The following is a 24,969-nucleotide window of genomic DNA, read 5'->3' as shown; positions in this document are numbered from 1 at the left end:
AGCGATCTGGGGAGCCCTATATGGTAGCTGGCGGGTGTCTTGGCGGTCACGCCGGGGTGCAGCACCGGGCCACTGCCGGCGCCTTGTCATTCCGGTATTCCCCGCTATGCTGCAGCGTGTCATCCGCGGAAGCCGCCGCGGCTGCCGGTACTGAAGCCGGTGGCGAGCGGTTCTTGCCTATTCCGCCGGATCGATCGCAGCTAGACCTCGCGCATCCATCGATCGGACCCCGTACGTGATCAAAGGCATCCTTCTTGGCTTCGCCAGCTTCGCGGCCTATGCGATCAGCGACGCCTTCGTGAAATCCCTGCACGGTTCCATCCCTCCGTATGAATCGGTGTTCTTCGGCGCCATGTTCGGGTTGGCGGCGTTGCCTTTCATCATGAACAGGGGCGATCGCTGGCGTGATGTCGTCACGGCCCAACGCCCGGCATTGTGGTGGCTGCGCGCGGCGGCCGGTGCATTCGGCAATATTGCCTCGGTCACCGCTTTTACGTTGCTGCCGATGGCTGAAGTATTCACGATGATTTTCCTGATGCCGATTTTCGTGACGCTGCTTTCGGTGATTTTCCTGAAAGAACACGTCGGCTGGCGGCGCTGGTCGGCAGTCGTCGTAGGTTTTGCGGGCGTACTAGTCGTGCTGCGGCCAGGCTTTCGTGCATTAGGCATCGGCGATATCGCCGGGTTGGTATGCGGGCTGTTCGCCGCGGCATCCGTGGTGGCGCTGCGCATGGCTGGCCCACATGAAAAGCGCCTCAGCCTTTACGGTGCCGGCGTGCTCGGCCCGCTCATCATCGGGGGGCTGCTCATGATTCCGCGATTTGCATGGCCCAACCTGCATCAATGGGGCTTGCTGGCCGGCTATGGCTTGCTGGCCGCATTGGCCGGCGTGCTGTTGATGTATGCCACATTGATCGCTCCTGCCAATCGCGTGGCGCCTACGCAATACAGCCAAATGCTATGGGCGATCGCCTTCGGTTATTGGTTGTTTGGCGATGGGCTGGATTGGCCGATGCTGATCGGTATCGTGATGATTCTCGGGGCAGGCCTGTTCACTTTGGTGCGCGAAGAAAAGGTGACGCCATGGTGGCGGCGGCAGAAAATCGTTTGAACCGTCGCCCTGCCTCACATCCATTTTCAAAACCAGCCATAGTCGGACGCGTAGTGCAATAGGTCTCTTCGCAGTCTTCGCCCCGCCGCAATCACTTCAGAATGGCACTCCAAATCCTTACAAAGGTTCAGGGCGCTTCAAATCCGTACTAATCCATTAGTGCAATGTATCGGGGATCTTCGCGTCAACCATGTGTGCGAAGAACCGTTAGAAGCATTCTGACACCCCCGACCGTCGTGCCGACGGCCACTTTCCGCCTTTCCCCCGGCGGTTCACGTTTTCGGCAAATGAAAGTGCTCCTGACCCAACGCGGGAGCGAGTATGTGGAGATGGTTATGAGTGCGGATACCCCGCGAACAGCCGGACATTTTCGTAGCAGACGCGGCCTGTGGATCGCGGTGGCGATCATTGCCGCAGCCATCATCCTGGTCGTGTTTCATTTGTACCGCGCCAAGCCGGCCAGAACCGGCATGCCTGCCCAGGTAGTGAGCACGGCTGTCGCCACTGAGGGCAACATGCCGGAGGTTCTGGATGAGCTTGGTACGGTGACACCTGTTGCCACCGTGACGGTGCTGCCGCAGCTAAGCGGCTACCTCACTGAAGTGGGCTATACGGAAGGCCAGGACGTGAAGAAAGGGCAGTTCCTCGCCCAGATCGATCCGCGCCAGTACGAGATCAGCAAGCAGCAAGCCGAAGCGCAACTCGCCAAGGATCAGGCCAGCCTTGATCAGGCACGCACCGACCTGGCCCGCTTTACGCAGCTCTACCAGCAAAAATCGATCGCCGAGCAAACGTACATGGACCAGAAATTTCTGGTCGAGCAGGACGAAGCGGCGGTCAAAGCGGATCAAGCAAACATCGCGCAATTCGATCTCGATCTTGCGTACTGCCACATCACGGCGCCGGTGGATGGCCGCGTCGGCTTGCGCCTGGTCGATCCCGGCAACTATGTCACGCCATCGAGCTCTACCGGCATCGTGGTGATCACCTCCATGAAACCCACCACAGTGCAATTCACCGTGCCGCAGAACTCGTTGGGCAAGGTGTTGGAGCGTTTCAACAGTGGCGCGAAGTTGCCCGTCACGGCCTACAACAGCGACAACACCAAGAAGCTCGCTACCGGCACGCTGTATGCCATCAGCAACCAAATGGCGACCAGCACCGGCACCATCACCTTGCGCGCCACGTTCCCCAACGAGGATGAGTCGCTGTACCCCAATGAGTTCGTCAACGTGCAGTTGCTGGTCGACACGTTGCGCAATGCCTTGCTGGTACCTACGCCGGCAGTGCAGACCGGTGCGCCAGGCAATTACGTGTTCCTGGTCAACAGTAACGACACCGTATCCGTGCAAAAGGTGACGCTGGGACCGAGCAATGGCAAATACACGGTGATCCTGTCTGGCGTCTCTCCCGGCCAGACGGTGGTCACGGATGGCACGGATCGCCTCGCCGATGGCGCGAAGATCCGCATTGCCGGCGCCAAGGGTGCATCGGCCCCGGCAGCATCGTCGTCGACGGGCAACACGCACGCAGGCGGCCGACGGAAACACGGCTCCAGCTCCAACGCTTCGGCATCGTGATCGGTAGGCGCGCGGTTCAATGAACATCTCTCGCCTGTTCATACTCAGGCCCGTGGCGACATCGCTGCTGATGATCGCCCTCGTGCTGGTGGGCCTGGTCGCCATGCGCTTCCTGCCCGTCTCGTCGCTGCCCAACGTCGACTATCCGACCATCCAGGTGCAGACCTTCTATCCCGGCGCCAGCCCTTCCGTGATGGCCACCACCGTGACGGCGCCGCTGGAAGTGCAGCTCGGTGAAATTCCCGGCCTCCAGCAGATGACGTCCAACAGTTCGGCCGGCGCATCTGTCATCACCCTGCAGTTCAACCTGTCGCTCAACCTCGACGTGGCCGAACAGAATGTGCAGGAAGCCATCAACGCGGCAAACAGTCTGTTGCCGAGCGGACTGCCTGCACCGCCGACATACGCCAAGGTGAATCCGGCTGACTTGCCGATTCTTACCCTCGCCGTAACTTCCAAATCGATGTCGCTGCCACAGTTGCAGGACGTTGCCAACAACCGACTGGGCACGAAGATCGCTGAAGTCCCGGGCGTCGGCTTGGTGACGCCCTCCGGCGGCAATGTACCGGCCGTGCGAGTCGAAGCCGATCCGCAGAAGCTGGCCGCCTACGGGCTCAACATCGATGATCTTCGCTCACTGATTTCCAACGTCAACGTAAGCCAGCCCAAAGGCAATTTCGATGGCCCTGAGCTGGACTACACCATCAACGGCAATGACCAGATCCAGGATCCGAAGGATTACCTGAATACGGTCGTCTCCTATCAGAACGGCGCGCCGGTATTCCTGCGCGATGTCGCACGCGTGACGCAAGCGGCGCAAAACACCGAGCAAGGGGCCTGGTACAACGGGACGCCTGCCATTGTGCTCAATGTGCAGCGCCAGCCTGGTGCGAACGTGATTGCCACGGTGGACCAGATCAAACGCGAGCTGCCGCAGCTCGAATCCACGCTGCCTGCCGGCATGAAGGTCGAAATCGTTTCCGATAGCACCGGCGTGATCCGCGCATCGGTGTCGGACGCCGCTTTTGAACTGATCCTGGCGGTGGTGCTGGTGGTGCTGGTGATCTTCGTCTTCCTGCGCAACCTGCCCGCCACCATCATTCCCAGCATTTCCGTGCCGGTCTCGCTGATCGGCACGCTGGCGATGATGTATGAGTTGAATTACTCCATCGACAATCTCTCTTTGATGGCGCTGATCATCGCCACGGGTTTCGTGGTGGATGACTCGATCGTGATGATCGAGAACATCGTGCGCTACCTGGAAGAAGGTGAAACGCCCTTGAATGCGGCGCTGATCGGCGCGGGCCAGATCGGCTTCACCATCCTGTCGCTGACCGTATCGCTGATCGCGGTCTTGATTCCCCTGCTCTTCATGGGTGGCGTGATCGGCCGCCTGTTCAGTGAGTTCGCCGTCACGCTGGCCGTGACTATCGTGCTCTCCGGCGTGGTATCGCTTACCTTGGTGCCCATGCTGTGCGCGCGCATTCTGCGCGCGCAGGCCGAACGCCATCCGAGCCGCTTCGAACAGATCAGCGAGGGTATTTTCGACAAGACGCTTGCTGCCTATGAACGCGGCCTGCGCTTTGTCATGGATCACCAAACGGCAACGCTGGTGACCTTCATCGTCACGCTGGCGATCACTATCATGCTTTATGTTGCGATTCCCAAGGGATTATTCCCCGTGCAAGACGTGGGCGTACTCCAGGGCATCAGCATCGCCGACAATTCGGTGTCGTACACAACGATGGTGGACCGGCAGGCGCAACTGGCGCAGGCGATCCTCAAGGATAAGGACGTCACCAACCTTACTTCTTACGTGGGCATCGACGGCACCAACACCACGCTCAACCAAGGCCGTTTCCTGATCGACCTGAAGGCGCGCGATGATCGCTCGGAAACCGCCTCTGAAATCGCACGTCGCATCCAAACCGAAGTCACCAATGTGCCAGGCATCAAGCTCTATCTGCAGCCGGAGCAGGACCTGACGCTCGACACTACTGTCTCGCCGAACCAATACCAATTCGTGTTGCGCGGACCGAGCCAGCAGGCCTTCGACAAGTACGTGCCCGCGCTGATCGACAAGATGAAACACATCACGTCGATCAGGGACGTCACCAGTGATTTGAATAATGAAGGCCTGAGTGTCAACGTTGAAGTGAATCGCCAGCTGGCGGCGCGCTTCGGCATCACCGCGGCAACGATCGACAACGCGCTGTACGACACGCTCGGCCAGCGCATCGTGTCGACCATCTTCGACCAGTCCAACCAATATCGCGTCATCCTGGTCGCCAAACCCGAGAAACTGCCGACGCTGGCATCGCTGGGCGATCTCTATCTGCCCAGTCAGACCAGCAGCAATGGGCAGGTTCCGCTCAAGGCCATCGCCAAGATCCAGGTGACCAAGTCGCCGCTGGTCATCAGCCATCTGGCACAGTTTCCGGCGGTCACCGTTTCGTTCAACCTGGCGCAGGGCGCCTCGCTGAGCAAGGCCGTCGACGAGATCCACCAGGCCGAACAAGCGGTGCATCTGCCACCATCGATCACCTCCTCGTTCCAGGGCGCCGCCCAGGCTTTCCAGGATTCGCTTTCCAGCGAGGTGTACTTGCTGATCGCCGCGCTGGTCGCCGTCTATATCGTGCTTGGCGTGTTGTACGAGAGCTTCATCCATCCGGTGACGATTCTCTCCACGTTGCCTTCCGCCGGCATCGGTGCGCTGCTGGCGCTGATGGTCGCGGGCGCCGACCTGGACGTGATCGGCATCATCGGCATCGTGCTGCTGATCGGTATCGTGAAGAAGAACGCGATCATGATCGTGGACTTCGCGCTCGAAGCCGAGCGCGATCACGGCAAATCACCGGCAGAAGCAATTTTCGAGGCGTCCCTGCTGCGTTTCCGCCCGATCCTGATGACTACGCTGGCAGCCATGCTTGGTGCATTGCCGATGCTGCTCGGCACGGGCACCGGTTCTGAACTGCGCCGTCCGCTCGGCCTGGCCATCATCGGTGGCCTTATGCTGAGCCAGCTGTTGACGCTGTTCACCACACCTGTGATCTATCTTTTCTTTGATCGGCTGGCACAGCGCTTCCATCGCAAGCCATCGCTGGTAGCGGGAGATTCCACGCCATGAAGCTTGGCGTCCATGACGCCCGCGTCGCCCCTCTCCCCCCAAGAGCAGGGCTTCATGACCTCGCTGCACAACGAGCGATGTCATGAATATCTCCGCCCTCTTCATCAGGCGGCCGGTGGCGACGACGCTCTTGGCCATCGCCATCCTGCTCTCGGGCGTGCTGGCGTATTTCCAGTTGCCAGTCGCGCCGTTGCCGAACGTCACCTACCCCGTCGTCGTCGTACAGGCGAACATGGCCGGCGCCAGCCCCGGGATCATGGCTTCCACGGTGGCCGAGCCACTGGAAAAACGCCTGGGGGCCATCGCCGGCGTCGACGAGATGACTTCGACCAGCTATGTCGGTTCCACACGCGTGGTATTGCAGTTTGATCTGAATCGCGACATCAACGGCGCCGCGCGCGACGTGCAGGCCGCCATCCAGGCCGCGCGCGCCGACTTGCCGACCACCTTGCGCAACAACCCGACCTACCACGAATACAACCCTGCGGATTCGCCGGTGATGGTGCTGGCGCTCACCTCCGAGACACTGACCCGCGCGCAACTTTACGACTCGGCCAATTCGGTCATCCAGCAGCAGCTGTCGCAGGTCGATGGTGTCGGCGAAATCGAACTCGGCGGCAGCGCTCTCCCCTCGGTGCGCGTGGAACTGGAACCCAACAAGTTGAACAGCTATGGCATTGGCCTGGAGGATGTGCGCGCCGCCATCAGTGCCGCCAACGCTGACAGCGCCAAGGGCCACATTGATCAGGACGGCTTGCGCTATGAAGTCACGTCCAACGATCAGATCAAGAAGGCGGCGCCCTACCGCGATCTCGTCGTTGCCTACCGCAATGGTGCACCGGTGCTGCTGCGCGATGTAGCCGACGTCGAGGACTCCGCGGAAAACATCCGCAATATGGGTCTCTACAATGGCAAGCCCGCGGTGTTGGTAATCGTCTATCCGCTGCCCGGCAGCAACATCGTCAAGACGGTAGGCCAGATCCGACGCGTGCTGCCATCCATCGAGGCGACGCTGCCCAGCAACATCCATGTCGGCGTCGCGCTTGACCGCTCTCAATCGGTGAACGCCGCCGTGGGCGATACGGAACGTTCGCTGTTCGTCGCCGTGCTGCTGGTCGTGGGCGTGGTGTTCGTCTTCCTGCAATCGCCGCGCGCCATCCTCATTCCTTCGGTGGCACTGCCCTTGTCGATCATCGGAACGTTCGGGCCGATGTATTTGCTGGGCTATAGCCTGGACAATCTTTCACTGATGGCGCTCACCGTCGGTACCGGCTTCGTGGTGGACGACGCCGTAGTGGTGCTGGAAAACATCGTCCGTCACGTGGAAACCGGCATGGACGTGCGCGAGGCCGCGCTTCGCGGCAGCCGCGAGGTCGGCTTTACGGTCATCTCCATGAGCATTTCGTTGATCGCGGTGTTCCTGCCGATCATCTTGATGCCAGGCATTATCGGCCTGCTGTTCCACGAGTTCGCGGTCACGCTTTCGATTGCGATCCTGCTTTCCATGGTGATCTCGCTGACGATCACCCCCACCATGGCCGCGCACGTGCTGCGCCCCGGTGCCGCCATGCATTCCAAGGCGCGCTGGGCCGTGTGGTACGAACGGCAGTTCGACCGCTTCAGGAACGCTTACTCACGCTCGCTCGCTGCCGTGCTCGATAACGCTTTGCTGGTCGGCCTGACACTGATCGGTCTGATCGTGCTGAACGTTTTCTTGTTCAAGTTGCTACCCTCGACCTTCTTCCCGGAGCAGGACAACGGCATTCTCTTCGGCCAGATCATCGCGGACCAGAGCATCTCCTTCCAGGCGATGGAGAAAAAACTCGCGCAGTTGCAATCGATCGTGCAGAAGGATCCCGCCGTGGCGTCCGTGGCGGGCTTTACCGGTGGTCGAGCGCTCAACACCGCCAACGTGTTCGTCGAACTCAAGCCGCTGGCCGAACGCAAGGTATCGGCCGCCCAGGTCGTGCAGCGTTTGCGTCCGAAGCTCAGCGCCGTCTCCGGCGCCAAGCTATTCATGCAGGCCGCGCAGGATCTGCATATCGGCGGCAGACAGTCTGCGGCCGAATACCAGTACACCCTTACCAGTGACGATCCCGATGCCTTGTATACCTGGATACCCAAACTGGTAACGGCATTGGGCAAGTACCGTAACCAGCTGCAGGACGTCAATTCGGATCTGCAGCAAAACGGTTTGCAGACTTACATCCATTTCGACCGCGTCACGATGGCGCGCTACGGCTTTGCGCCCAACCAGATCGACAGCGTGCTCTATGACGCGTTCGGCCAGCGTACCGTGTCGACCGTCTACAACGAGCTCAATCAGTATTACGTGGTGATGGAAGTGGCGCCGAAGTACTGGCAATACCCGCAAATGCTCGAACGCATGTACTTCAGCAAGGCAGCCGGCAATCCCACTGGTACGCAGCAGACCCAGATGCCGGGCAGCACCGTCCAAGGCGTGCAGACATTCTCCGCGATGACCACTCAGAGCGGTACGAAGTCCACCACCAACGCGCTCAACGCAAACGCACAGGCCAACCAGCTCACCAATGCCATCTCCAATTCCAGAGGCGGCACTTCCAGCGGCAGCGCCGATAGCACGGCAGCGGAAACGCTGGTGCCGTTCCCGGCCATGCTCAGCTACACCAGCAACCACACGGCTACCCAGGTCAATCACCAGGATGGCCTGGTGGCCGGCACCATCTCGTTCAACCTGCCGCCGGGCGGCTCGCTGAGCAAAGCCTTGGCGGCGATCAACCAAGCCATGCAGGATCTCGGCATGCCTGCTTCGATCCACGGCGCTACGGCCGGCGCGGCACAGGTTTATTCACGTTCGATGTCATCCATGCCGCTGTTGATCCTGGCGGCCTTGGGAGCCGTCTACATCGTGCTCGGCATCCTCTATGAAAACACCGTGCATCCCATCACCATTCTTTCCACGCTGCCTTCGGCCGGTATCGGCGCCACACTGGCGTTGCTGATCTTCGGTACGCCGTTCTCGGTCATCGCGATGATCGGCATCATCCTACTGATCGGCATCGTCAAGAAAAACGCGATCATGATGATCGACGTCGCCATCCATCTGCAGCGCGACGAAGGCTATGCACCCCAAAAAGCGATTCACGATGCCGCTGTCATGCGTCTGCGTCCTATCATGATGACGACGGCCGCGGCCGTATTGGGCGCAGTGCCGCTGGCCGTCGGCATCGGCCAAGGCTCATCGCTGCGCCAGCCGCTCGGCATCACGGTGATGGGCGGCCTGATTCTCAGCCAGGTCTTTACGCTGTACACGACTCCGGTGATCTATCTCTTCCTCGATCGTCTGCGTGCAAGGCTCGCACGATGGTCAGCCACGCTGCCGTGGAACAGATCGGACGCAAGCGCATGAACACGAAAACTTTTCACACCGCATTAGCCGCTGCAATGACGTTGCTGCTCGGCGGCTGCATGGTCGGCCCGGATTATCACCGCCCGCAGGTATCCATGCCGACGCAATACAAGGAACTGCCAGGCTGGACGGCGGCAACACCCGAAGCCGGCGCAGCTCCCAAAGGCAACTGGTGGGTGGGCTTCAACGATCCGCTGCTCAACAAACTTGAACCCATGGTTTCGGTCTCCAACCAGACCGTGCAGCAGGCTTATGCCAACTATCAGCAGGCGGTGGCTGAGGTAGAGGTTGCGCGGGCCGCGTTGTTTCCCACGATTGGCGTCACCGGTTCGGCCACCAAGCAACGCAGTACCAGCAGCACGTTTTCCAGCACCGCCCTACGCCCTGCCGTGAGCACGTCTGGTTCGCTGGAAGGCAATGTAAGCTGGGCGCCCGACCTGTGGGGAAAAGTCCGGCGCTCCATCGAAGAGAGCAAGGCTTCCGCCCAGGCCAGCCAGGCAACCCTGGCCAACGCCACGTTGTCGGAGCAAATCGCACTTGCCGATGCCGTGATTGAACTTCGCATCAGTGACGCCGATATCGATGTGCTGCAGAAGACGGTCGAGGCATACACCGAGTATTTGCGCGTGGTAAGCAACCAGGGGGCAGCCGGCACCGCGGCGCCCTCGGATGTGATCACTGCACGCACCCAACTGGAAAGTGCCAAGTCCAGCTTGATCGCGCTAGGTATTGCACGCGCGCAAGAAGAGCACGCCATTGCCGTGCTGGTGGGCAAAACGCCAGAAGAGCTCGCGATTCCGCACAGTACGTTGCTGCCTGCATTGCCTTCCGTTCCGGCCGGCATGCCTTCAACACTGCTGCAACGCCGTCCCGACATCGCCGTCGCCGAGCGTGAGATGGCCGCCCAGAACGCAGCCGTCGGTGTGGCGATAGCGGCTTACTATCCCGACATCACGCTGTCCGGTGCAGATGGCTTTTCGCAATCGCCGCTGGCCGGCCTGCTGCATATCGCCAACCATGTCTGGTCGCTGGGCGCCGATGTGAACGAAACCGTATTCGATTTCGGGGCACGGCATGGACAGGTGCAAGCTGCCAAGGCCGCCTATGAATCGGCAGTCGCCAATTATCGCGGCACTGTGTTGACGGCGTTGGAAGGGGTTGAAGACGACTTGTCAGGCTTGCGCATCCTTGCCCAGCAGGCGGATGTCGAGGATGCCGCCGTACGCGATGCGACCCAAGGCGCGCGGATTGCCTTGAATGAATACCAGGCCGGCACCGTCGACTACACCACCGCTGCAACGGCCCAGGCCGCTCAACTGAGCGCTGAACAAAATGCATTGGCCATCCGGCAGCAACGCCTGCTCGATACGATTTCATTGATCGGCGATCTGGGTGGCGGCTGGTCAGCCAGCGAACTCCATGCGCCGCCACCTTCCATGACTCAACGCTGACACGCCAACCTATGCCGACCGACATCACTGCCCCATTCGAACTCTCTCCTATCGTGGCCGGTCTGTGGCGCATCACAGAATGGAAGCTTGACGTGCAGCAACGCGTGCGCTGGATCGAACAAGCGCTGGAGCTTGGCTTCACCTCGTTCGACCACGCGGACATTTACGGTGATTACCGCGCTGAGTCACTGTTCGGCGAAGCCTTGAAAGCATCGCCCAGCTTGCGCGGTCGCATGCAATTGGTGACCAAATGCGGCATCCGGTTGCGTTCGTCGCAACGGCCTTATCGCCTTACCTACTACGACACCGGCGCCGCCTACATCCGGCAACAAGTGGAACAGTCGCTGCGCAACCTGCACACGGATCAGCTGGATCTGGTACTGATCCATCGCCCTGATTATCTGATGGACGCGGATGTGCTGGCGGACACTTTTGCTGCGCTCACCCGCGAAGGAAAGGTCGCTCACTGGGGCGTCTCCAATCACTCCGTCACCCAGTTTGCGCTACTGCACCAGCGCCATCCGCTGGTCACCAATCAGATCGAACTGTCACCGATGCACATGGATGCACTGGACGACGGCACCCTCGATCAGGCGCAACATCTGGGCCTGCGGCCCATGATCTGGTCGCCTCTCGCCGGCGGATGTCTGTTTACAGGCCAGGACGAGCAGGCGTTACGTGTCCGCGCCGAAATGTCGGCCATTGCGGAAGGCTACAGCGTCTCGCTCACCACGCTCGCGTTCGCCTGGGTGCTACGTCACCCATCGCGCCCCTATCCGATCACAGGCAGCGGTCGCATCGAAAGTTTGCGTGACGCCGTCGCTGCACTGGATGTGCAGCTCGATGCCGAAGATTGGTATGCGATCTGGACGGCAAGCAAGGGGCACTCGGTGCCGTAAACCACACCCGCTAGACACCTTCTCGCAAAGAAAGAAGGGTTAGCTAGCGGTAACGCTCAATACTCGACCACTGCCTGCTCTAGCGGCACACGCCAGCGCGGTTCCACGCGCGCATCCGGTGTGCGCCGCCCGAGCGCGATCACCAACGGTATCACTGTGCCGCGCGGCAACTTCAAAAGCCTCGCCACTTTCCTGGGGCTGAAACCCTCCATCGGGCAGCTATCCAGGCCCCTGGCCGAGGCAGCAAGCATCAAAGTCTGCGCGGCAAACATGGCATTGCGAGCCATCTCATGGCGTACGCGCACGGCGCCCAGCGGCAACAGCGTGAGCGTGGGCTCGATGAGGGAAACCATGTCCATGATGGGCTCCCACAGCCACAGACCTCCTATACGGTCGAACCAACGGCATTCCTGCAAGTGCTTGCGGTAATAAGCCCGTGCCTGCTCATCCAGCGCCGACGTGTGCTCGACATATTCGACCAGTCCATCCAGTGTTTGCCGGGCATAAGCGCTACTGGCACTCAGCACGACCAGAACGGAAGCGCTGGCTGCGGCGCGCTGCCGATGGCATGCCGCCGCGACAAGGCGGCGCAATGGGGGCTCGCTGATGTAATGGAAGCGCCAGGGCTGGAGATTGCTGCTGGACGGCGCGAGTTGGGCCTCGGCGAGCACGGCGTGCACATCCGCAACGTCGATCGCGCTGCCGTCAAAATCCCGTACGGCCCGGCGCCGGGCGTTGATCGCACGGAATGCAGCCCAATCGTCTGTCGAGGGCACAATGGGATCCATGCTGGTTTCAAGGCGTGACATATCCATGCCGTACATAATGTAAGCTCTTGCTCACTTTTCCAACTTACATTGGAAGCGCCATGCCAAAGGTCAAGACCGCGCCGCGCAAACAACCGCGCCAAGCGCGTTCCAGCATCACTGTCGATGCGATTTTGCAAGCCGCTACTTACATTCTTGTCAAAGACGGCTGGGAAAATTTCACCACCAATCGGGTTGCTGAGCGCGCGGGCGTCAACATCGCTTCGCTCTACCAGTACTTTCCCAACAAGGAATCGATCGTGGTCGAGTTGCAACGCCGGCATGTCGAGCAGGTAAGCCGTGACATGTCCGGCGCGGCGGAACAACTAAAAGCCTCTGGCAGTCTGCACACACTCCTGACGACGCTGGTCAAGGCCAGCGTGGACGAGCACCGGGTCGCTCCCGCACTGCATCGCATTTTCGCGGAAGAGTTGCCGCGCTCTGCCCGGCGCGTGGACTCGGCGCGCGAGGCGAATGTCCACGCAGAACTGAAAGAACTGTTGCGTCCCTTTGTGCGCAACGTGCCCGACCTGGATCTAGCCGTGTTCGTCTTCCGCGCCGCAGGGCATGCCATTGTGCATGAAGCCGCCAACAGTCAACCAGCATGGCTGCAGCGCCCGGAACTGGTCGAAGAAATCGTCTTGCTGATGCAGCTCTACCTGCGTCGTCCCCTGCCACGCCGACGGACATCCGCCCACTAGCCGCCTTATCTGTTGCTCACCCCGTGCGGCACGTGCCCCGTCGCCACATGCTTGCGCGCGGACTCCACGTTCGCCGGTGAATCATCGAAGAAGATATCCGCGCCGAACGCATCCAGGAATGGCCCCTTGTCGCGGCCACCCAAGAACAACGCTTCGTCGATACGCACGCCCCAGCGGCGCAACGTGAGGATCACACGCTTATGCGCCGGTGCGGAGCGCGCCGTGACCAGCGCGGTGCGAATCGGCGAGTTTTCCGCGGGAAACGCCGCCTGCAGGCGATGCAGGGCCGTCAGGAAACCGCGGAACGGACCTACCGACAACGGTTCGGTCGCGAGTACGGATTCGTTGCGATGGAAGGCTTCCAATCCTTCCTCGCGTGACACCCGTTCACCCTCGTCTCCGAAAATGACCGCATCGCCGTCGAAGGCAATGCGCAATTGTTCGCTGGCGCGGGGGGACGCGATGGAAGGCAGAATCGTCGCCGCCGCCACACCCGCTTTCAGCGCACGACCAACATCTTCGGCATTAGCGGAAAGGAACAGATCGGCCTTGAACGGCGCGATGTAGTCGGATGTCGGGGCGCCACTGGTAAACGCCGCACGGCTGATTTGCAGCCCGTAATGCTGGATCGAATTGAAGATGCGCAGGCCGGTATCGCCGGAATTGCGCGACAGCAGAATCACCTCGACCGGCGGTACATCGCCGGCAAGCTTGTTGAGGCCAAGCAGCTTCTGCACCAGCGGAAATGCCACGCCAGGCTGCAGGATTTCATCCTCGTGCTCGATCTGAAACGCGCGATACGCATCCAGCCCCTCGCGCTCGAACAATGCGTGGCTATCCACCATGTCGAACAACGCCCGCGACGAAATCGCAACGACAAGTCGGTTGTCGTTGACAGCACTAGGGTCGTGGGCTGTTTTGGTGGTGCGGGTCATGCGCCTCAATCTAGCGCAAAAGCGCACCGCATGCGCCTTATTCGCGGCAAACGGATGCGCAGGAGGGCGCATGGCGCATGCAGTATCCAGGCGTACATAACGAGCAATCCATTTCGCATGTGCCGGGCTGCGGGCTACGACGATAGGACTTCAATCCGCCGCAAACTGCTCGTCCAGGATGCGTTGCTCCAGATTGTGCTCCGGGTCGAACAGCAGTCGCACACCTAGCTCGCGGGACTGGTGAATGTCGACAGTACGAACATTGCGCACTTCCAGAAAATCAGCGGTGGCGCTGACCGGCCGTTTGCCGGGATCGAGCACTCGCAGGCTGACCACGGTACGGTGCGGCAGAATGGCGCCTCGCCAGCGGCGTGGGCGGAACGGGCTGATCGGTGTCAACGCAAGCACATTGGCATCCAAAGGAAGGATGGGGCCATGCGCGGAAAGGTTGTAGGCCGTGGAACCGGCCGGCGTGGAAACCAGAATGCCATCACAGATCAAGTTCGCCAGTTTTACGATGCCGTTGAGCTTGACCTCGATGTGCGCTGCCTGATTGGTCTGACGCAGGAGCGATACTTCATTGAAGGCCAGCGCGCAGCGGGTCTGCCCATCGCTGTCGGTGGTCTGCATCTCCAGGGGAAACAGTTCCGCGACATGCGCGCGCGCGATGCGCTCCGGCAAGTCATCAAGCTGGTGCTTGTTCATCAGGAAGCCGACCCGCCCCAGCTTCATGCCATACACCGGCACCGCCATGGCGCGATGGGCGTGCAAGGTGCGCAGCATGAATCCATCGCCACCCAGTGCCACGATGACTTCGGCATCCGTCACAGGTACGTCGCCATATCGTTCCACGAGTTTGCGGCGTGCCTGCTGAGCAACATTGGTTTCGCTAGCGACGAACGCAAGGCGCATGGCGTGAGATCCGTCTGATGCTGTGGGCGAACGAGCTTACGACACGGGATGTGAGCTGACCATGTCTCCCTTGCACATCCTCTTCCTCACGAAAAGAAAGCAAGGCGTGCAAAAGAATGGCATAACGCGTTTGCGTTGACCCTCTGGCTCTCAGGCATGCCAAGGGGCGGTTGCCTGTCAGCGGACCCTCTCCCCAAAAGGGGAGAGGGTTGAAGCACATCAAGCGACCGGCACCTGCGCCAACTGGGCCAGGCGGCGCAGTGCCACCGAGGCAATCGGGTAATCCACATTCTGCGTGAGGATTTCCGCCAACATGTTGCGCGTGTACTTGAGCGTGGCATTGTCGCGATCCAGCCATGCCTGCACTGGCGGGATCTCCTTGCTGCCACCGAGCGCAAGCACTTGCACGGCGAGTGCGCGATGCTGGTGATTGAGTTCGTCCAGCAGCGAACCGCGGGCTTGGGCATGCCAATGGCCTTCCACCGGCAGCGCTTCGATCTGGCCGCGCAACCATTCCAGATCCAGCGCATGCCCCAGTTCGAAGAATACGTTGGCAACCTTGGCGATAGGCTGTCCGGTCTGACGCGCGACTTCCACCATATCGAGCATGGCACGTAGCTCGGGGAGCTTGGCCAACCGCAAGGCGAGATCGTTAGGTAGACCCAGGCCTTCCCATTTTTCCTGGCTGGTGGCGAAATCGGCCTTGCCCGCGGGCGTCAAAGTATCCGGCACGGTCGCACCGAGCTCGGCCACCGCGGCCTGGTAACGCTCCACGTTTGCGGCGATATCCAGCGTGCCGCCAGGACGGTTGAGCAACCAGCGAGTGATATGCCGCAGCAACGACCAGATCTGCATGATCGCGTCGACCTGCGTGTTCTCCGCCACCTTGCTGTCCTGCGCTTCGATATCGGCCCACAACTCGCGCGCACCAAGGATCTCGCGTGCCGCGGTATAGGCCTTCGCGATGGCAGCCGGCCCCTGTCCCGTGTCCTCCTGCATGCGCATCATGAAGGTGGCGCCCATGCGGTTGATGGTGGAGTTGGTCACGGCCGTCGCGATGATCTCGCGCTTGAGGCGATGGCGCTGCATGTGCGCCGCGTATTTCTCATGCAGCGGCGCGGGGAAGTAACGCACCAGTTCCTTCGACAGGTACGGATCTTCCGGTACGTCCGAGTCAAGCAGCTGCTGAAAGAGGCGAATCTTGTCGTACGACAGCAACACCGCCAACTCCGGACGCGTCATACCCTGCCCACGTGTCTTGCGCTCGGTCAGTTCGGCCTCGCTCGGAAGGTTCTCGACCTGGCGATCGAGCAGTCCTTCCGCTTCCAGGGTGCGGATGAAATGTGCCATCGACCCGATGCGCTTCGCCGACTGATGTTCCATCAGCGTGATCGCCTGGTTCTGGCGATAGTTATCCCAAAGCACCAACTGGCCGACCTCGTCGGTCATCGCAGCCAGCTGACGGTTGCGTTCATCGACGTTGATTTCGCTGCGTTGTACCGCATCGTCAAGCAGAATCTTGATGTTGACCTCGTGGTCGGACGTATCCACGCCTGCGGAGTTGTCGATGAAGTCCGTATTCAGCAGCACGCCGTGCTGGGCGGCTTCGATACGGCCTTTCTGGGTGAACCCGAGATTGCCGCCCTCGCCCACGACCTTGCAACGCAATTCCGCACCATTGATGCGCAAGGCGTTATTCGCACGATCGCCCACGTCAGCGTGCGTTTCACTGCTCGCTTTCACATAGGTACCGATGCCGCCGTTCCAGAGCAGATCCACTGGCGCCTTGAGAATGGCGTTGAGCAGATCCGTGGGCGACAGATGCTGTACATCCGCCCTCAAGCCCAACACAGCACGTACTTCCGGCGAAATCGGAATCGACTTCACGCTGCGCGGCCATATGCCGCCACCTGGCGAGATCAACGATTTGTCGTAGTCCTCCCAACTTGAGCGCGACAACTTGAACATGCGTTCGCGCTCGGCGAATGACGCCACCGTATCCGGATTCGGATCGAGGAAGACATGCCGATGATCGAACGCGGCCACCAATCGGATATGCCGGGACAGCAACATGCCGTTGCCGAACACGTCGCCGGACATGTCGCCGATGCCCGCGCAGGTGAAATCCTCGCTCTGGCAATCGCGGCCCAGCGCACGGAAGTGGCGCTTCACCGACTCCCATGCACCCTTCGCGGTAATGGCCATGCCTTTATGGTCGTAGCCATTCGAGCCACCGGATGCGAATGCATCGCCCAGCCAGAAACCATGCTCGATGGAAATCGCATTGGCGATATCGGAGAAAGTGGCCGTGCCCTTGTCAGCAGCAACGACCAGATACGGATCGTCATCGTCGTGGCGTACCACGTCGTGTGGCGGCACTACCTTGCCTTCCACCAGGTTGTCGGTGATGTCGAGCAGGCCGTTGATGAACAAGCGATAGCAAGCAATGCCTTCCGCCAGTTGGGCATCACGGTCGCCGCCCACCGGCGGATGCTTGACGAAGAAGCCGCCCTTCGAGCCGACAGGCACGATCACGGTGTTCTTCACCATCTGCGCCTTCACCAGGCCCAGCACTTCGGTGCGGAAATCCTCGCGCCGGTCGGACCAGCGCAAACCACCGCGTGCCACCGGCCCGAAGCGCAAGTGAATGCCCTCCACGCGCGGCGAGTACACAAAGATTTCTCGATAAGGCACCGGCTTCGGCGCGTCCGGCACCTGCTTCGAATCGAACTTGAAGCTGATGTAATGACGGTGAACGCCCTCCCAGGTCTGGAAGAAACTCGTGCGCAGGGTGGCGCGAATGGTGTTCATGAAGCTCAGCAGGATGCGCTCGTCGTCGAGGCTGGCGACATCATCGAGCAGCGACTTCAACGCCTCCCACAATACATGCACCTGCTGTTCGCGCGTGCTGGCCAGCACTGAAATGAGGCCGTCGATCAGTTCGGGCTTGGCTTTCTGGGTATCGGCCGAAATCAGCGCCTGCATCTCACGGCGCAGATCAGCCTGCGCCTGCTGAAGTTCCGCTGCGGACAAGTGCTCACGGCGCGGATCAAATTTGGCATTGAACAACTCGATCAACAGACCGGCGATGGCCGGATAGCGATTGAGCGTCTCTTCCATGTAATTCTGCGAGAACGCAATGCCGACCTGTTGCAGGTATTTGCAGTAGCCGCGCAGCACGGCCACTTGTCGCCAATCGGCTTGCGCCAGCAACACGAGATTGTTGAAGCCATCGCTCTCGGCCTGATGCCGCCACAAGGCCTCGAAGCTACGCTCGAAACGGTCACGCAGATGCGGCAGCTCGAACACCAGCGACGTTTTCGCTTTCAGTTCGAAATCGTGGATGGTCAGTTCGCGGCCTTCGCTTTGCATGGTGTAGACATGCTCGGCAAGCATGCGAACGCCCATGTTCTCCAGCATCGGCAACGCTTCGGACAGCGATATTGGCGCACCGACATGGATGACCTTGAAGCGCAGGCTCTGGTCGCGCGGATCTTCGTAAAGGTTGAGATGGATCGAATCGTCGCTCTTGAGCGTCGTCAGTGCGATAACGTCGTGAGCTGCGACTTCCGGCGACACATCTTCGATGTAGCCGGCAGGCAACAGCCTGTCGAATCTATTGAACAGCGACACGCCCTGAGCTTCGCCAGCCTGTGCGATCAGGCAATCGCGCAAACCATCGTGCCAGTTGCGCACGATATGCAGCAGGCGCGTCTCCAGATCTTGTGGATCAAAAGCGGGATGATCGCCGGGATGCGGGCGCACCGTCACCTGCAGGCGTGCCAGCGCCGATTCGCCCATCAGCACGTTGGAATCCAGGCTCTCGCCGTGGAATACCTCGCGCAGCATCGCCTCGATGCGTTCGCGTACCGTGGTGCTGAAGCGATCGCGCGGCACGAACACCAGGCAGGTGAAGAAGCGGCCATAGCGGTCACGCCGCACGAACAACCGGGTACGGGCGCGCTGCTGCAATTCGAGGATGCCCATCGCGGTGGCGAAGAGTTCGTCCTCGGTGCTCTGGAACAACTCTTCCTGCGGAAGCGTTTCCAGGATATGACGCAGTGATTTGCCCGAATAGGCATCGCGCTTGAGCCCCGAACGAACCAGCACGGCTTCCACGCGCTGGCGCACCAACGGCACCTCCTGTGGGCGCGTCATGTAGGCGTTGGAGGTGAACAGCCCCAGGAAGCGCTGCTCGGACACCGGTTTGCCGTCTGCGCCGAACTTCAGCACGCCGACATAATCCATATTGCCGGCACGGTGCACATGCGAACGCGCATTGGTCTTGGTCAGGATGATGGCGTCGTAGGCGCCGGACTGCGGCAGGTCATGGGCTGCCAGGGTGCGCAGTGAGCGCGGCGCCACTGAACGCTCGCTCTTATGCAGGATGCCCAGGCCCGAGCCTTCAACCGGACGCAGCACCTCATCGCCATCGGCTTGCGCTACTTCGTATTCGCGGTAGCCGAGGAAGGTAAAATTGTTGTCCGCCAGCCAACGCAGGAATTCACTCGCCTCCTGGACCGATGCGGCATCCAGCGGCAGCTTGCGGTTCGGCAGGTCGGCGGCGATGGACAGCGCTTTCTCGCGCATGCCATTCCAATCGCGCACCGACGCCCGCACATCTTCAAGCGCGGCTTCAATCTGGCTCTTGACCCGCATCGTGGTGCTTTCGTCGTCGATATGATCGACTTCGAAATGCATCACGGATTCCGGCGCGCCGTGTTCGTCGCCCATCCGCTGCGCTTGACCGGCAGCGTCCCGGCTCACCTTCACTACCGGGTGGAGTACGGCATGAATCGGCGAATAATCCGAAAGGACCATGCTGACCGTATCCACCAGGAACGGCATATCGTCAGTCACAATCTGTACCGCACTGCGCGCGGCATGACCGACGCCGGTAACTCGCACAACTACGCGCCCGGGCTGGCGCTGCTGCATGAAATCCATCAGGCCGGCGATGATTGCCGCCCATTCAGCAGGGCTATGCAGCCCCACGTCACTCTCGGCAATGCGCGCGAAAAAGGCGCTGATAAAAAATTGCGCCTCATCAAGGCGCTTGGTCGGAAAACCGCTTTTCTTCAACTCATCAAGCACGACAGACGAAAGAGGAATGTCGTTGGCCGCACGGATCGCATTCATGGTTTCTACTTACGAAGTGGAGACGTTGGGAATGGAGCAGAAAGCCTTAAAAGGATACGCCTCGCTCTGAAATTGATCCATCGGCGGCGCAGCATCACGTGCGTATGCATCAGCTCACAGTCACAACCGCGCATGTCGGTTGCATGCACATCGGCATGCGCACATGCGAGGCCAGCCTCATGCTCCTATCGCTTGAGGCCCTTGAAAGACCAAAGAGCAACAGACCTGCATCCCTCCTGCGATCAAACCCGCCCATGTCGCTAGTCATGTCCGCAAAGGCTGGATTCGCATAGCGATTAAATTGTAAACTGATCGGTATAGTCTTGCCGAATGCTCCGTCGTCCCAAAACCAAAGACACGGCACAATGCGGCGGCTATCCGATCGAGCGTAAAGTTTTTCGGCGGAATCGCCGGATATTTTTCGTGCCTTCGCCTGCCCCTACCCCGTTTACGCAAGTCATGGAGTTCTCATGAAGTCGACGCCAATGCGCACGCCGGTGCTGTGCCTGAGCCTGCTGGCCCTTGTTGCCTGCAGCAGCAAGGAACAAGGCCCGCCCAAGATGCCACCGCCGACGGTGGGGGTTGTAGAAGCCCAGCCGCAAAACGTGCCGCTGACCAAAGATCTGGTCGGCCGTTTGTCCGCCTACCGCAGCGCCGATGTCCGGGCTCGCGTGTCGGGCGTCCTGCTCAAGCGTGTCTATACGGAAGGCACCGACGTCAAGCAGGGACAACTGCTGTTCCAGATCGATCCGGCGCCCTACAAGGCCGCCCTGGCCAATGCCGAGGCATCGCTCGCTTCGGCCCAGGCCACCTATACCAACGCGCATGTGATCGCCGACCGCGACCGCAAGCTCGTGCCGCAGGGCTATATCTCGCAGGCCCAGCTGGATACCGATGAAGCCACCGAGCGCTCCTCGGCTGCCGCGGTGAAGCAGGCTCAGGCGAATGTGGAAACCGCACGCGTCAATCTGAGCTATACCAATGTCACCTCCCCCATCGATGGCCGCGCCGGTGAGCAACAGGTCACCGAAGGCGCCATCGTCGGTAACAGCACGTCGGATGCCGGCGCCAATGCCACCTTGCTGACCACGGTGGATCAGCTCGACCCGCTCTATGTGAACTTCACCCTGAGCGCGGCCGATCTGGACACGCTGCGTCACGCCCAGTCCAAGGGCAACGTGCAGCTGGCAGCCCAGGACAAGACCACCGTGCAGATCACCATGCCGAGCGGCATCAAGTACGACCATCTCGGCACGCTGGACTTCTCTGACACCACCGTTAACCCAAGCACGGGTGCGATCAACCTGCGCGCCGTCGTGCCGAACCCTGATCGCCGCCTGCTGCCAGGCATGTACGTCACCCTTACGGTCGACATGGGCGAACTCAATAAGGTGTTCCTGGTACCGCAGGCCGGCATCCAGCGTGACCCGGCGGGCGCTTACGCCCTGGTGGTCGGCCAGGACGGCAAGGTGGTCCAGAAGCGCGTGAGCGCCGACACCATGCGCGGCAACGACTGGATTGTCTCCAGCGGCCTCAGCGCAGGCGACCAGGTGATCGTATCGGGCGTCCAGGTCGTCAAGCCCGGCGCGCCGGCCAAGGCGACCCCCTGGAAGCCTGATCAGACGCCTGCCGCTCAAGGCCCAGCCACCGGCAAGCAGTAAGGAGAACACTGATGCCGAGTTTCTTTATCGATCGCCCCATCTTTGCCTGGGTGGTCGCCATTCTCATCACCCTGGTCGGCACCATTTCGGTGCTGGGCATGGGTGTGGAGTCTTATCCCAACATCGCGCCGCCACAGGTGACGGTGACGGCTACCTTCCCCGGTGCCAGCGCGCAGACGATGGAAGACACGGTCACCAAGGTGATCGAACAGCAGCTCACCGGTATCGATAACCTGCTGTATTTCAGTTCGGCGTCCAACTCGAACGGCACTGCCACGATTACCCTCAGCTTCGCCACCGGCACCAATCCCGACATCGCCCAGGTGCAGGTGCAGAACAAGGTGTCGCTGGCGCAGCCGCAGTTGCCGGCTGCCGTGACGCAACAGGGCGTGGTGGTGGCCAAGGCCAACCCGGACTTCCTGATGTTCATAGCGCTGATCTCCAAGAATCCGGAGATCGACTACAAGCGCCTCAACGACATCGTCGGTTCGCAAGTGATCGACCAGATCGGCCGCATTCCCGGCGTCGGCAGCACCTTCCAGGTGGGTTCCGAATACGGCATGCGCGTCTGGCTGAACCCGGACAAGATGCAGGGCTACGGCCTTTCCGCCACTCAGGTCGAAAACGCTATCTCGACCCAGAACGTGCAGTTCGCGGCGGGCTCGCTGGGTGCCGACCCGGCTGTCAACGGGCAGAGCTTCACCGCTACGGTCTCGGGTGAAGGCCTGTTCTCGACGCCCGAGCAGTTCGGCAACATCATCTTGCGTGCCGATCCTGACGGTACCGTGGTGCGCCTGAAAGACATCGCGCGCATCGAGCTCGGTCCGCAAACCTACGGCTTCACATCGAGCTGGACCGGCCAACCGGTCGGCGGTTTCGGCGTACAGCTGCTGCCCGGCGCCAACGCACTGAGCGTGGCCGAAGCCGTACGCGCGAAGATGGACGAGCTGGCCAAGGATTTCCCGCAGGGCGTCACCTGGTTTGCGCCATACGACAGCACGCCGTTCGTGCAGGTATCGATCAAGGAAGTGCTGCACACGCTGATCGAGGCGATCATCCTCGTGTTCTTCGTGATGTTGATCTTCCTGCAGAACATCCGCGCGACGATCATTCCCACCCTGGTGATTCCGGTCGCCTTGCTGGGCACCTTCATCGGCCTTTCCCCACTCGGCTTCACCATCAACCAGCTGACCTTGTTCGGCATGGTGCTGGCCATTGGTATCGTGGTGGACGACGCGATCGTGGTGATCGAGAACGTCGAGCGCATCATGGCGGAGGAAAATCTGCCGCCGAAGGAAGCCACGCGCAAAGCGATGTCGCAGATCACCGGCGCCGTGGTAGCCATTACCGTGGTACTGGCGGCCGTGTTCGTGCCTTCGGCCTTGCAGCCGGGCGCCACCGGTGTGATCTATAAACAGTTCGCGCTGACCATTGCGGTATCGATGGGTTTCTCCGCGTTCCTTGCGCTGTCGTTCACGCCGGCACTGTGCGCCACCATCCTCAAGCCCACGCATGAGGAAAAGAAGAACTTCGTCTACCGCTGGTTCAATGGCGCCTTCGACCGCATCACCCACACCTATCATGGCCATATCGGCAGTGCGATCCGTCATGCGCCACGCTGGATGATCGTGTTCGTGCTGATCGCCATGCTGGCCGGCTTCCTTTATACCAAGCTGCCCACCGGTTTCGTGCCCAGCGAAGACCAAGGCTTCGCCCTGGCCATCGTCAGCTTGCCGCCGGGTGCCACGGTGGAACGCTCCGAAGGGGTGATGAAGGAAATCCGCGAGACGCTTGCCAAGAGTCCGCTGAAAAACGACTACGTCGGCATGTACCAGATCAGCGGTTTCAGCTTCGTCGGCCGCAGCGAAAACGCCGGCATGGTCTTCATGAAACTCAAGGACTGGAGTGAGCGCTCGATCACCGCGGACGAATTCATCCGCCAGGCGAATGGCGTGCTGCACAGCATTCGCGATGCGCAGATCTTCGTAGTGAACCTGCCGACCATCCGCGGCCTCAGCCAGTTCGGCGGACTGGATATGTACCTGCAGGCACGCAACGGGCAATCGCGCGCCCAGCTTGCGCAAGCCATGGGCATACTGCTGGGCAAGGCTTCGAAAAGCCCCACCCTGTTCGGCACCCGTCCGAACATCCTGCCGGATGCGCCGCAGTACAACCTCACCGTTGATCGCGTACAGGCCGGTGCATTAGGTCTTTCGGTCAGTGACGTGTACAACGCCATCCAGCTGATGCTCGCGCCGGTCTACATCAACAACTTCATTTACGAAGACCGCGTGAAGCGCGTGATGGTGCAGGCTGATGCGCCCTATCGCATGGGCACGGATGCGCTGGATCACATCTACACGCCAAGCTCATTGACCACCACGTCCACCAGCGGCACGACGTCGACCAGTTCGACTGCCAGCTCGGCCAATGGCCCGTACGACATGATCCCGCTATCCAGCGTCGTGCACACAAGCTGGAGCATGGCACCGCCGTCGCTTACCCGCTACAACGGCTATCCGGCGATCGAAATCGTGGGCGATGCCAACAAGGGTTATTCGACCGGCCAGGCGATGGGCACCTTGCAGAACATCGTCGACACCGATCTGCCCAAGGGCTTCGGTGCGGACTGGACCGGCCAGTCCTACCAGGAAGTGCTGGCGGGTAACTCGGCCACGCTGCTGATGATCCTGTCGATCGTGATCGTGTTCCTGTGCCTGTCCGCCCTGTACGAAAGCTGGTCGATTCCGGTCGCCGTGCTGCTGGTAGTGCCGCTCGGCCTGCTGGGCATGGTCACGGCGTCCATGTTGCGCGGCTTCCCGAACGACATGTACTTCAAGATCGGCTTGGTGACGGTGATCGGCCTGGCCGCGAAAAACGCGATCCTGATCGTGGAATTCGCCGTCGAGCAACAGGCCGAAGGACAAACGCTGTTCAACGCTGTGCTTACTGCCGCCCGTCAGCGACTGCGCCCCATCCTGATGACGTCGATGGCGTTCATCCTTGGTGTGTTGCCGCTGGTCACCTCCACCGGCGCGGGTGCGAACTCCCGTCACGAAATCGGTACCGGCGTAATCGGCGGCATGTTCTTCGCCACCTTCCTCGGCCTGCTGCTGATTCCGGTGTTCTACGTCAGCGTGCGCCGCATGCTCGGCGACAAGCTCGACGAGCAAACGCACAAGCTGGCCCGCCACGACCACCAGCAACCGTTCGATTCCGATCCGGATAACGGTCACCACAGCTGAGGCAACCGCCG

The 24,969-nt window shown here is 60.8% G+C and carries 13 protein-coding genes; 9 read left to right on the top strand and 4 right to left on the bottom strand.

The features are described from left to right. Nucleotides 1–235 precede the first annotated feature (235 nt). The 6 genes from AC4HNJ_RS13240 (at nucleotide 236) to AC4HNJ_RS13215 (ending at nucleotide 11,559) form a co-directional block, all read left to right on the top strand. Nucleotides 236–1,111 (top strand): DMT family transporter, encoded by an 876-nt coding sequence (locus AC4HNJ_RS13240; protein ID WP_490480055.1) that lies wholly within the window; start codon nucleotides 236–238, stop codon nucleotides 1,109–1,111. Nucleotides 1,112–1,446: 335 nt separating this feature from the next. Next, on the top strand, nucleotides 1,447–2,691 hold the full coding sequence (locus AC4HNJ_RS13235; protein ID WP_490480054.1) for an efflux RND transporter periplasmic adaptor subunit: 1,245 nt from the start codon (nucleotides 1,447–1,449) through the stop codon (nucleotides 2,689–2,691). Nucleotides 2,692–2,710: 19 nt separating this feature from the next. Beyond that, nucleotides 2,711–5,818 carry an efflux RND transporter permease subunit gene (locus AC4HNJ_RS13230; RefSeq protein ID WP_490480053.1) on the top strand — a complete coding sequence of 1,036 codons (3,108 nt, stop codon included), beginning with the start codon at nucleotides 2,711–2,713 and terminating at the stop codon, nucleotides 5,816–5,818. An 82-nt stretch (nucleotides 5,819–5,900) separates the two neighbouring features. Then, nucleotides 5,901–9,209 carry an efflux RND transporter permease subunit gene (locus AC4HNJ_RS13225; RefSeq protein ID WP_490480052.1) on the top strand — a complete coding sequence of 1,103 codons (3,309 nt, stop codon included), beginning with the start codon at nucleotides 5,901–5,903 and terminating at the stop codon, nucleotides 9,207–9,209. Continuing rightward, complete coding sequence (locus tag AC4HNJ_RS13220) at nucleotides 9,206–10,660, top strand: efflux transporter outer membrane subunit (RefSeq protein WP_490480051.1); 1,455 nt, start codon at nucleotides 9,206–9,208, stop codon at nucleotides 10,658–10,660. The genes AC4HNJ_RS13225 and AC4HNJ_RS13220 overlap by 4 nt, the downstream gene beginning before the upstream one ends. Before the next feature lie 11 nt (nucleotides 10,661–10,671). After that, nucleotides 10,672–11,559, top strand: a complete 888-nt coding sequence (locus AC4HNJ_RS13215) for an aldo/keto reductase (RefSeq protein WP_490480050.1) — start codon at nucleotides 10,672–10,674, stop codon at nucleotides 11,557–11,559. A 56-nt stretch (nucleotides 11,560–11,615) separates the two neighbouring features. Here the strand turns inward: AC4HNJ_RS13215 and AC4HNJ_RS13210 are convergent, their stop codons facing one another. Further along, complete coding sequence (locus AC4HNJ_RS13210; RefSeq protein ID WP_490480049.1) at nucleotides 11,616–12,347, bottom strand: nitroreductase family protein; 732 nt, start codon at nucleotides 12,345–12,347, stop codon at nucleotides 11,616–11,618. Between the two features lie 80 nt (nucleotides 12,348–12,427). Here AC4HNJ_RS13210 and AC4HNJ_RS13205 point away from each other — a divergent pair, with 80 nt between their 5' ends. Next, nucleotides 12,428–13,066: a TetR/AcrR family transcriptional regulator gene (locus AC4HNJ_RS13205; RefSeq protein WP_490480048.1), complete on the top strand. Its 639-nt coding sequence runs from the start codon at nucleotides 12,428–12,430 to the stop codon at nucleotides 13,064–13,066. 5 nt (nucleotides 13,067–13,071) lie between these two features. Here the strand turns inward: AC4HNJ_RS13205 and AC4HNJ_RS13200 are convergent, their stop codons facing one another. The 3 genes from AC4HNJ_RS13200 to AC4HNJ_RS13190 all read right to left on the bottom strand — a co-directional run bounded on the left by AC4HNJ_RS13200 (nucleotide 13,072) and on the right by AC4HNJ_RS13190 (nucleotide 20,052). Then, nucleotides 13,072–14,001: a 5'-nucleotidase gene (locus AC4HNJ_RS13200; protein ID WP_490480047.1), complete on the bottom strand. Its 930-nt coding sequence runs from the start codon at nucleotides 13,999–14,001 to the stop codon at nucleotides 13,072–13,074. Nucleotides 14,002–14,151: 150 nt separating this feature from the next. Further along, nucleotides 14,152–14,913 carry an NAD kinase gene (locus tag AC4HNJ_RS13195; protein WP_490480046.1) on the bottom strand — a complete coding sequence of 254 codons (762 nt, stop codon included), beginning with the start codon at nucleotides 14,911–14,913 and terminating at the stop codon, nucleotides 14,152–14,154. A gap of 219 nt (nucleotides 14,914–15,132) precedes the next feature. After that, nucleotides 15,133–20,052 carry an NAD-glutamate dehydrogenase gene (locus AC4HNJ_RS13190; protein ID WP_490480045.1) on the bottom strand — a complete coding sequence of 1,640 codons (4,920 nt, stop codon included), beginning with the start codon at nucleotides 20,050–20,052 and terminating at the stop codon, nucleotides 15,133–15,135. A 470-nt stretch (nucleotides 20,053–20,522) separates the two neighbouring features. Between AC4HNJ_RS13190 and AC4HNJ_RS13185 the strand changes: the two genes are divergently transcribed. Both AC4HNJ_RS13185 and AC4HNJ_RS13180 read left to right on the top strand, forming a co-directional pair. Further along, nucleotides 20,523–21,713 (top strand): efflux RND transporter periplasmic adaptor subunit, encoded by a 1,191-nt coding sequence (locus AC4HNJ_RS13185; RefSeq protein WP_490480044.1) that lies wholly within the window; start codon nucleotides 20,523–20,525, stop codon nucleotides 21,711–21,713. 11 nt (nucleotides 21,714–21,724) lie between these two features. Beyond that, nucleotides 21,725–24,958 (top strand): efflux RND transporter permease subunit, encoded by a 3,234-nt coding sequence (locus tag AC4HNJ_RS13180; protein ID WP_490480043.1) that lies wholly within the window; start codon nucleotides 21,725–21,727, stop codon nucleotides 24,956–24,958. Nucleotides 24,959–24,969: the final 11 nt, after the last annotated feature.

This window comes from Dyella sp. SYSU CM1112, assembly GCF_058216415.1.
The sequence above is the reverse complement of the archived record's forward strand: the minus strand, read 5'-3'. Positions and strand labels throughout refer to the sequence as shown.

Coding starts and splice junctions, on each gene's coding strand:
- AC4HNJ_RS13235 (WP_490480054.1), top strand. CDS start 1,447: ATGAGTGCGGATACCCCGCGAACAGCCGGACATTTTCGTAGCAGACGC.
- AC4HNJ_RS13230 (WP_490480053.1), top strand. CDS start 2,711: ATGAACATCTCTCGCCTGTTCATACTCAGGCCCGTGGCGACATCGCTG.
- AC4HNJ_RS13225 (WP_490480052.1), top strand. CDS start 5,901: ATGAATATCTCCGCCCTCTTCATCAGGCGGCCGGTGGCGACGACGCTC.
- AC4HNJ_RS13220 (WP_490480051.1), top strand. CDS start 9,206: ATGAACACGAAAACTTTTCACACCGCATTAGCCGCTGCAATGACGTTG.
- AC4HNJ_RS13215 (WP_490480050.1), top strand. CDS start 10,672: ATGCCGACCGACATCACTGCCCCATTCGAACTCTCTCCTATCGTGGCC.
- AC4HNJ_RS13210 (WP_490480049.1), bottom strand. CDS start 12,347: ATGGATCCCATTGTGCCCTCGACAGACGATTGGGCTGCATTCCGTGCG.
- AC4HNJ_RS13205 (WP_490480048.1), top strand. CDS start 12,428: ATGCCAAAGGTCAAGACCGCGCCGCGCAAACAACCGCGCCAAGCGCGT.
- AC4HNJ_RS13200 (WP_490480047.1), bottom strand. CDS start 14,001: ATGACCCGCACCACCAAAACAGCCCACGACCCTAGTGCTGTCAACGAC.
- AC4HNJ_RS13195 (WP_490480046.1), bottom strand. CDS start 14,913: ATGCGCCTTGCGTTCGTCGCTAGCGAAACCAATGTTGCTCAGCAGGCA.
- AC4HNJ_RS13190 (WP_490480045.1), bottom strand. CDS start 20,052: ATGAATGCGATCCGTGCGGCCAACGACATTCCTCTTTCGTCTGTCGTG.
- AC4HNJ_RS13185 (WP_490480044.1), top strand. CDS start 20,523: ATGAAGTCGACGCCAATGCGCACGCCGGTGCTGTGCCTGAGCCTGCTG.
- AC4HNJ_RS13180 (WP_490480043.1), top strand. CDS start 21,725: ATGCCGAGTTTCTTTATCGATCGCCCCATCTTTGCCTGGGTGGTCGCC.